Source organism: Vibrio sp. R10-SF1-ISO8 (assembly GCF_059833805.1).
The window spans coordinates 25,010-31,583 of record NZ_JCBDHL010000011.1; the positions used below are offsets into that span (position 1 = coordinate 25,010).

Annotated in this window: 5 protein-coding genes and 10 tRNA genes; 11 read left to right on the forward strand and 4 right to left on the reverse strand. The window is 45.4% G+C overall.

The genetic code is table 11. The annotated features are described in order from the left end of the window. Nucleotides 1-14: 14 nt before the first annotated feature. Nucleotides 15-893: an archaetidylserine decarboxylase gene (gene asd / locus AC6R00_RS09305; RefSeq protein ID WP_500640193.1), complete on the reverse strand. Its 879-nt coding sequence runs from the start codon at nt 891-893 to the stop codon at nt 15-17. Between the two features lie 111 nt (nt 894-1,004). Then, nucleotides 1,005-2,060, reverse strand: coding sequence for a small ribosomal subunit biogenesis GTPase RsgA (rsgA, locus tag AC6R00_RS09310; RefSeq protein WP_500640194.1), 1,056 nt, complete (start codon nt 2,058-2,060; stop codon nt 1,005-1,007). A 127-nt stretch (nt 2,061-2,187) separates the two neighbouring features. Between rsgA and orn the strand changes: the two genes are divergently transcribed. Further along, a complete protein-coding gene (orn, locus tag AC6R00_RS09315) occupies nt 2,188-2,733 on the forward strand; it encodes an oligoribonuclease (protein ID WP_049842760.1) in 546 nt (181 codons plus the stop codon). A 40-nt stretch (nt 2,734-2,773) separates the two neighbouring features. Here orn and AC6R00_RS09320 read toward each other — a convergent pair whose 3' ends face one another. Further along, nucleotides 2,774-3,484: a hypothetical protein gene (locus tag AC6R00_RS09320; RefSeq protein ID WP_239846360.1), complete on the reverse strand. Its 711-nt coding sequence runs from the start codon at nt 3,482-3,484 to the stop codon at nt 2,774-2,776. Nucleotides 3,485-3,802: 318 nt separating this feature from the next. Between AC6R00_RS09320 and AC6R00_RS09325 the strand changes: the two genes are divergently transcribed. The 10 genes from AC6R00_RS09325 (at nt 3,803) to AC6R00_RS09370 (ending at nt 4,882) form a co-directional block, all read left to right on the forward strand. Then, nucleotides 3,803-3,878: transfer RNA gene (locus tag AC6R00_RS09325), tRNA-Gly, on the forward strand. Nucleotides 3,879-3,920: 42 nt separating this feature from the next. Beyond that, nucleotides 3,921-3,997, forward strand: a tRNA-Met gene (locus tag AC6R00_RS09330). Between the two features lie 2 nt (nt 3,998-3,999). Beyond that, a tRNA-Gly gene (locus tag AC6R00_RS09335) sits at nt 4,000-4,075 on the forward strand. A 41-nt stretch (nt 4,076-4,116) separates the two neighbouring features. Next, nucleotides 4,117-4,193: transfer RNA gene (locus AC6R00_RS09340), tRNA-Met, on the forward strand. A gap of 94 nt (nt 4,194-4,287) precedes the next feature. Further along, nucleotides 4,288-4,363, forward strand: a tRNA-Gly gene (locus tag AC6R00_RS09345). 38 nt (nt 4,364-4,401) lie between these two features. Continuing rightward, a tRNA-Met gene (locus AC6R00_RS09350) sits at nt 4,402-4,478 on the forward strand. Nucleotides 4,479-4,496: 18 nt separating this feature from the next. Beyond that, a tRNA-Gly gene (locus tag AC6R00_RS09355) sits at nt 4,497-4,572 on the forward strand. A gap of 41 nt (nt 4,573-4,613) precedes the next feature. Next, nucleotides 4,614-4,690: transfer RNA gene (locus AC6R00_RS09360), tRNA-Met, on the forward strand. A gap of 2 nt (nt 4,691-4,692) precedes the next feature. Further along, a tRNA-Gly gene (locus tag AC6R00_RS09365) sits at nt 4,693-4,768 on the forward strand. A gap of 38 nt (nt 4,769-4,806) precedes the next feature. Beyond that, nucleotides 4,807-4,882, forward strand: a tRNA-Gly gene (locus AC6R00_RS09370). Nucleotides 4,883-5,492: 610 nt separating this feature from the next. Here AC6R00_RS09370 and queG read toward each other — a convergent pair. After that, nucleotides 5,493-6,572, reverse strand: coding sequence for a tRNA epoxyqueuosine(34) reductase QueG (gene queG / locus AC6R00_RS09375; protein ID WP_500640195.1), 1,080 nt, complete (start codon nt 6,570-6,572; stop codon nt 5,493-5,495). Between the last annotated feature and the right edge of the window lie 2 nt (nt 6,573-6,574).

The window sequence follows — 6,574 nt, forward strand, 5'->3', positions numbered from 1 at the left end:
TCGAACGTTGGTGATTATTCCGCTGCTTGTTCAGCCTGAGCTGTATGAGCGTAAGGTGTGCCCATTACCGTTGGTTGACCATTTTGCATCGTGTCATCAAATTTCACCGCATCTTTGGCGAATAGGTTGATAACCGTTGAGCCTAGCTTAAAGCGGCCCATTTCTTCACCCTTCATAAGGATTACCGCTTTGTCACCTTCAGCCGGGTAGTCCCATTTGTAAACGGTATTGCCGCGTGGTGGGGTTATTGTGCCAGCCCAAACTTGCTCGATACTGCCAACAATTGTTGCACCAACAAGCACCTGTGCCATTGGTCCAAACTCAGTATCAAAAATACATACTACACGTTCGTTACGTGCGAACAGGTTTGGCACGTTCTCAGCAGTCAGCGGGTTAACTGAGAATAGATCACCTGGTACATAAATCATCTGACGAAGTGTGCCGTCACATGGCATGTGTACTCGGTGGTAATCACGTGGTGAAAGGTACAGTGTCGCGAATTCACCGTCGGCAAACTCTTGAGCTAATTCTGCATCTCCGCCTAGTAGCTCTTGCGCCGTAAAGTCATGGCCTTTTGCCTGAATCAGTTTGCCATCAGTGATCGGACCAAACTGGCTAACACAAGCGTCTGCTGGGTGTGTGATAACAGAGGCTTCTTCGGTGATTGGGCGTGCGCCATCTTTTAGCTCACGAACAAAAAATTCGTTAAACGTCTTAAAGTGTTTAGGATCAGAATGAAGTGCTTCATCCATATTGACGTTGTATTGCTTAATAAACCACTTGATGATTGCTGTTGTTAGACCGCCAGCTTTTGCTGAAGCTAGCTTACCCACTAAGCGCGTTAAACCGTGCTGAGGGATCCAATATTGCAGTCCAACTTTAATCTTATCCATTGTGTTCAATTCCAATGCTATTTTCATGATTGACTATATTCTGGGCGCGAGATGTTACTCAAAATGCGCCCAAAAGTCAGCAGTTGCGAGAGTTTGCTTACAAAATTGCGGTTACAAATCCGCTTTTTTTCTACGAGAGTATTGTCGATTGGCTTTGTTTTCCGCCATGCTTTCGAGGATACGGTGATAGTTTTCAAAGCGTATTTCGTTGATCTCACCATCTTCCACGGCCTGACGCAGTACACATCCTGGGTCGTCATTGTGTTTACAATCACGGAACTTACAGCCACCTAGATAAGGTCTAAATTCAACAAAGGCTTTAGTCACTTCTTCGGCTTCCAAGTGCCACAGACCAAACTCACGAACTCCCGGTGAGTCAATTAGGTCGCCACCTGTCGGAATATGGTAAAGGCGTGATGCGGTGGTTGTGTGTTGGCCTAGGCCGGAGTTTTCTGAGATCTCGCCTTCCTCAACATTAAATTGAGGCATAAGCGCATTAACTAGACTTGATTTACCGACACCAGACTGACCGACGAAAATATTAATGCGATCTTTCAGCTCAGCTTCGAGCTCAGCAATACCTTCCCCGGTTTGTTTACTGACAAACAGCACCTTGTAGCCAATACGCTCGTATTCGTTGAGCCAAGATTTGTATTCAGCCAGTTGCTCTTGTTCGAGAAGATCGATTTTGTTCAATACTAGCAGCGGCGCAATGCTTAAGGTTTCAGAGGCGACCAAGTAGCGATCAATGATATTGAGCGACAGCTCAGGTAGAACTGAAGAAACGATGACCATTTGGTCTACATTCGCAGCGACAGGTTTTAGACCGTCGTAGTAGTCAGGGCGTGTTAAGACTGAAGTTCTTGGCTCGACGGCTTCAACCACGCCATTGATACCTTCCATCGACTCTAGGCCTGGGCGCCAAATGACTCTGTCCCCAGAAACCAGAGATTCGATACCGCGACGAAGATTACAGCGCTGCACTTCTCCGCTTTCGAGATCTTCTATATCTGCGTGTTGTCCAAAACGAGTGATAACCAGGCCTGATTTACTCCCTCCAAGCATAGATTCATCCCACTGGATGGTCTCTTCCTGCTTAAGTTTGCGTTTTTGGTTATGGCGTACACGCCTCACCTGACCTTTGGTTAGCTTTTTCTTTTTAGCCACGTTTCTCTACTTCAGTTGATTAATTTATCGGGTGATACCTGTCTGACAGCGAGTATCTCAATCTATCTTGGGTATCGGAATTTGGGTATAGTACCTCTTTTAGCACAAAACCAATAGGCAACGATTTATGTCCTTTAGCGATCAAAATTTAATTTGGATTGATCTTGAGATGACAGGACTGGACCCAGAAACCCACAAAGTTATCGAAATCGCCACCATAGTGACTGATAGTGAATTGAATATTTTAGCTGAAGGACCTGTACTTGCCATTCATCAGCCAGAAGAAGAACTGGCTAAAATGGATGAGTGGTGCACAACCACGCATACAGGTAGTGGTTTGGTTAAGCGTGTACGCGAAAGTAAAATCGATGAGCAAGAAGCTATCCGTCAAACGATTGAATTTTTAGAAAAGTGGGTACCTAAAGGTAAATCGCCAATTTGTGGTAACAGTGTAGGTCAAGACAGACGTTTCTTGTACAAGCACATGGCCGAGCTTGAGCAGTATTTCCACTACCGCTACATTGATGTGAGTACGTTGAAAGAACTTACTCGTCGTTGGAAGCCTGAAGTACTCGATGGCTTTTCGAAAACAGGCAGTCACCTTGCGTTAGACGATATTCGAGAGTCGATAGCCGAACTTCAGTACTACCGTAAAACGATTATCTCAATTTAATCGACTTTAATAACGCCAGCGAATTCGCTGGCGTTTTTGTTTATGGCACGGGGAGGAAAGCAAATTGAGCTACACCGTGGACTACCTTGGTAATCCCTCGATTTGTTTTGTCTGCAACGATGAGTGCCATCATATCTTGAATCATGACCATCTTAGTGAATCGGCGGTCAAAGCTGATATCACCACCATCTTCATCGGTATCATTACTGTAAATCAGCGGGTTCCCATACTGGTCTTTGCGATGATAGAGTCGCCACACGAAGATCTCTATGTTTCGCGCACTGTTATATAACGACTGCTCATCTAATGAATCGATGATAAAAAACTCTTGCTGGTGGTTGTATGAACGGCGCAGCATCTCTGATAGGCCGACGATAGCGGCAAATACTCGGTCTCCCTGAAAATTCTCATCAAAACTTAGCAAGATTGCATCAATTCCAGTGACGCCATTAAGCTCATCAAAAACTAAAGAGGGAAGTTCGATACTCTCTTCAGAACCAAAAATCTGGGTAATGCGACTTTCTATGGTCGCTTGCGGGTTCTTATGTAGTTGAATTGGATTGCGGACGTAGAGTTTTCGTGTCAGTTCCACCATCTGTATCTTTAGCTGTCTCGCATGGACATCCATAACAAAATCAACGTCACTTTTGCCGAGATTACGCATGGGTTTAGGCATAGAGCCACAACCAACAATTAGCGTAGCGACAAATAAGGGTATGAGCGTTCGAAAAACAATCCTTTGCAACGACATGGACACTGAACCTTAACTAGGAGAAATCTTGTAACCATTGGAACGAGGCTTTTATAGCCAATAGTTATATTAAAAATTGCATTCATCAGCGACATTAAGTCACCAAAATGCAGGTCAATATCCCAATTTGAGCATAGGTGAGGTTACTTTTATGTTATTTAACGAAATGCATTTCGTTTAAATTTCAAGCTGTTTTGATGATTGATGTGCGCTTTTCATCCAAACAGGAAAAAAATGGATTTTTTTTGCATGAAGGACTTGCATCACAAAAAAATGCTCTTATAATTCGCAGCCCTGAACGACGGAAACGTTGTTGATGCGACACTAGCTCAGTTGGTAGAGCGCAACCTTGCCAAGGTTGAGGTCACGAGTTCGAACCTCGTGTGTCGCTCCAAATTTAAAGCTGTCATCGTGCTTAACGGTGAAACAATACGGACGCGGGGTGGAGCAGCTTGGTAGCTCGTCGGGCTCATAACCCGAAGGTCGTCGGTTCAAATCCGGCCCCCGCAACCAAAGCGACACTAGCTCAGTTGGTAGAGCGCAACCTTGCCAAGGTTGAGGTCACGAGTTCGAACCTCGTGTGTCGCTCCAAATTTGAAGGCTTTCATCATGCCTTAAATGGTGAATACGGACGCGGGGTGGAGCAGCTTGGTAGCTCGTCGGGCTCATAACCCGAAGGTCGTCGGTTCAAATCCGGCCCCCGCAACCAAATTTTTAGGTGTTGTGATTCGCTAGCTCGTCGGGCTCAGCTATTCATAAAACCTCGCGAAGGTCATCGATTTATATCCGGCCTCGCAACCAAAGCGACACTAGCTCAGTTGGTAGAGCGCAACCTTGCCAAGGTTGAGGTCACGAGTTCGAACCTCGTGTGTCGCTCCAAATTTAAAGCTTTCATTGTGCTTAACAATGATTATGGACGCGGGATGGAGCAGCCTGGTAGCTCGTCGGGCTCATAACCCGAAGGTCGTCGGTTCAAATCCGGCTCCCGCAACCAATTCTCTTATGAGAATATGCGACACTAGCTCAGTTGGTAGAGCGCAACCTTGCCAAGGTTGAGGTCACGAGTTCGAACCTCGTGTGTCGCTCCAAGTTTAAAGGCTTTCATCATGCCTTAAATGGTGAATACGGACGCGGGGTGGAGCAGCTTGGTAGCTCGTCGGGCTCATAACCCGAAGGTCGTCGGTTCAAATCCGGCCCCCGCAACCAAAGCGACACTAGCTCAGTTGGTAGAGCGCAACCTTGCCAAGGTTGAGGTCACGAGTTCGAACCTCGTGTGTCGCTCCAATTTAATAGCCTTCATCGTGCTTAACGGTGACAAAGATGCGACACTAGCTCAGTTGGTAGAGCGCAACCTTGCCAAGGTTGAGGTCACGAGTTCGAACCTCGTGTGTCGCTCCAAATTTTAGGAAGCTTGGCGTACACGAGGAACCTCGTGACTGAATCCAGCCGAGACGATCCAAATCTCCTTCAGATGATTTTCATTTGAATAGACCTTACGGTCACCGCTCTTTAGCTAATGCTGCGAAGCATGAACCCCAAATCAGTAAAAAGTCCTCCTAGTTTTTAGGTGGGCATTTTTATGTCTCAATATTAAATCTCAGCACGAGATGTGCTCAGTCAGAATCAATAGCAAGCATTATGTGAGCTAGGGTTTGGCATGTTAGTCAACAGACTTATCCACAGATGTCTAATTGTGGATAACTTGGTGGGTAACCTGATTTTTATTCATGTATAACGCTTGACTAAAACGATCTTTTTGTTTTTGAAACTTTCCTACCTAACTCTAAATTTAATCTAACCCGTTGAGTTTCAAGTTATTTTTATGTTTTTCCTAGCTTGGGTTAGTAGGTGTTTACGATCATTAAGTCACTGTTTTTTGATCCTAGTCATTTCTTACCACTGTGATTAACTTCTCCATCTGTAAGAAAATGAGTAATCGTTCTTTCTTTTTTCCACATTTTGGTTTTTGGAGCTAGGTCAAACTCTGAGTGGCTAAGTTCGGCAAGCATTATGCATCGCGTGGTAAGCCTTTTTCGACAATTCTAATCAACCTATTTAGCTTAGTGGATTGTGTTGGGGTTTGAGCTTGTTGTTGTTCTAGAGCCCATTGAATATGTACATCTAAAGTCTCACTTAGGCCGAGGCGACTTTCTAGCGCTTCAATGATGTTGATGGAGTAGGGGGCATTTCCCATTGCGACCGACAGATTTCTTAACCATTGTAAATGTCCGATACGGCGAATAGCTGAACCTTCCATATTTTTTAAGAAAGTCGCTTCATCCCATTTAAATAGCTCAACGAGATTCGCATTGGTCAATGCCGCTCTACGGTGAAAGTCTGGCTGATCGGTTAAATCTGAGAAGCGGTTCCAAGGACAAACAAGTTGGCAGTCGTCACAGCCATAGACTCTGTTGCCCATGGCTTTGCGAAACTCTTCAGGGATGACACCGTCAAACTCAATGGTTAAGTAGGAGATACAGCGTCTTGCGTCGACAATACCATTATCTACGATGGCTTGTGTCGGGCATGAGGAAATACAAGCTTTGCATTTGCCACATTCATCAACGCTGGGTTCGTCGACTGGAAGAGGAAGATCTATCAGTAACTCACCAAGGAAAAACCATGAGCCACACTCTTTATCTAGAATAAGTGAATGTTTTCCAGTCCAGCCCAATCCGGCTTTCTGCGCCAAAGGCCTTTCAAGTATCGGTGCGGAATCAACAAAAGGTCGGTGGCCAAAGCTGCCAACTTCTTGTTCTATTTTTTGCCCGAGCTTTTTTAACTGGTTGCGGATTAACTTGTGATAATCACGCCCAAGAGAGTAGCGGCTTATATAGGCTTGAGTCGGATCCGACAGGTTGGCGGCAAATTGCGCTTGAGGAGGCAGGTAGTTCATACGTACGCTAATGACACGGACAGTGCCTGGTAGTAATTCAGCGGGACGCGCTCTCATCATCCCATGACGAGCCATCCAGTCCATTTCCCCGTGATAGCCTGCATCAAGCCATTTTTGTAGTTCAGCTTCATGCTCAGAGAGATCTACATCGCAGATGCCAACTTTTTGGAAGCCAAGTTCTTGGCCCCAAATTT

What these genes read in the sequence shown, in the direction of transcription:
- orn (WP_049842760.1), top strand. Translation starts at nt 2,188, where the DNA reads ATGTCCTTTAGCGATCAAAATTTAATTTGGATTGATCTTGAGATGACA.
- asd (WP_500640193.1), bottom strand. Translation starts at nt 893, where the DNA reads ATGGATAAGATTAAAGTTGGACTGCAATATTGGATCCCTCAGCACGGT.
- AC6R00_RS09320 (WP_239846360.1), bottom strand. Translation starts at nt 3,484, where the DNA reads ATGTCGTTGCAAAGGATTGTTTTTCGAACGCTCATACCCTTATTTGTC.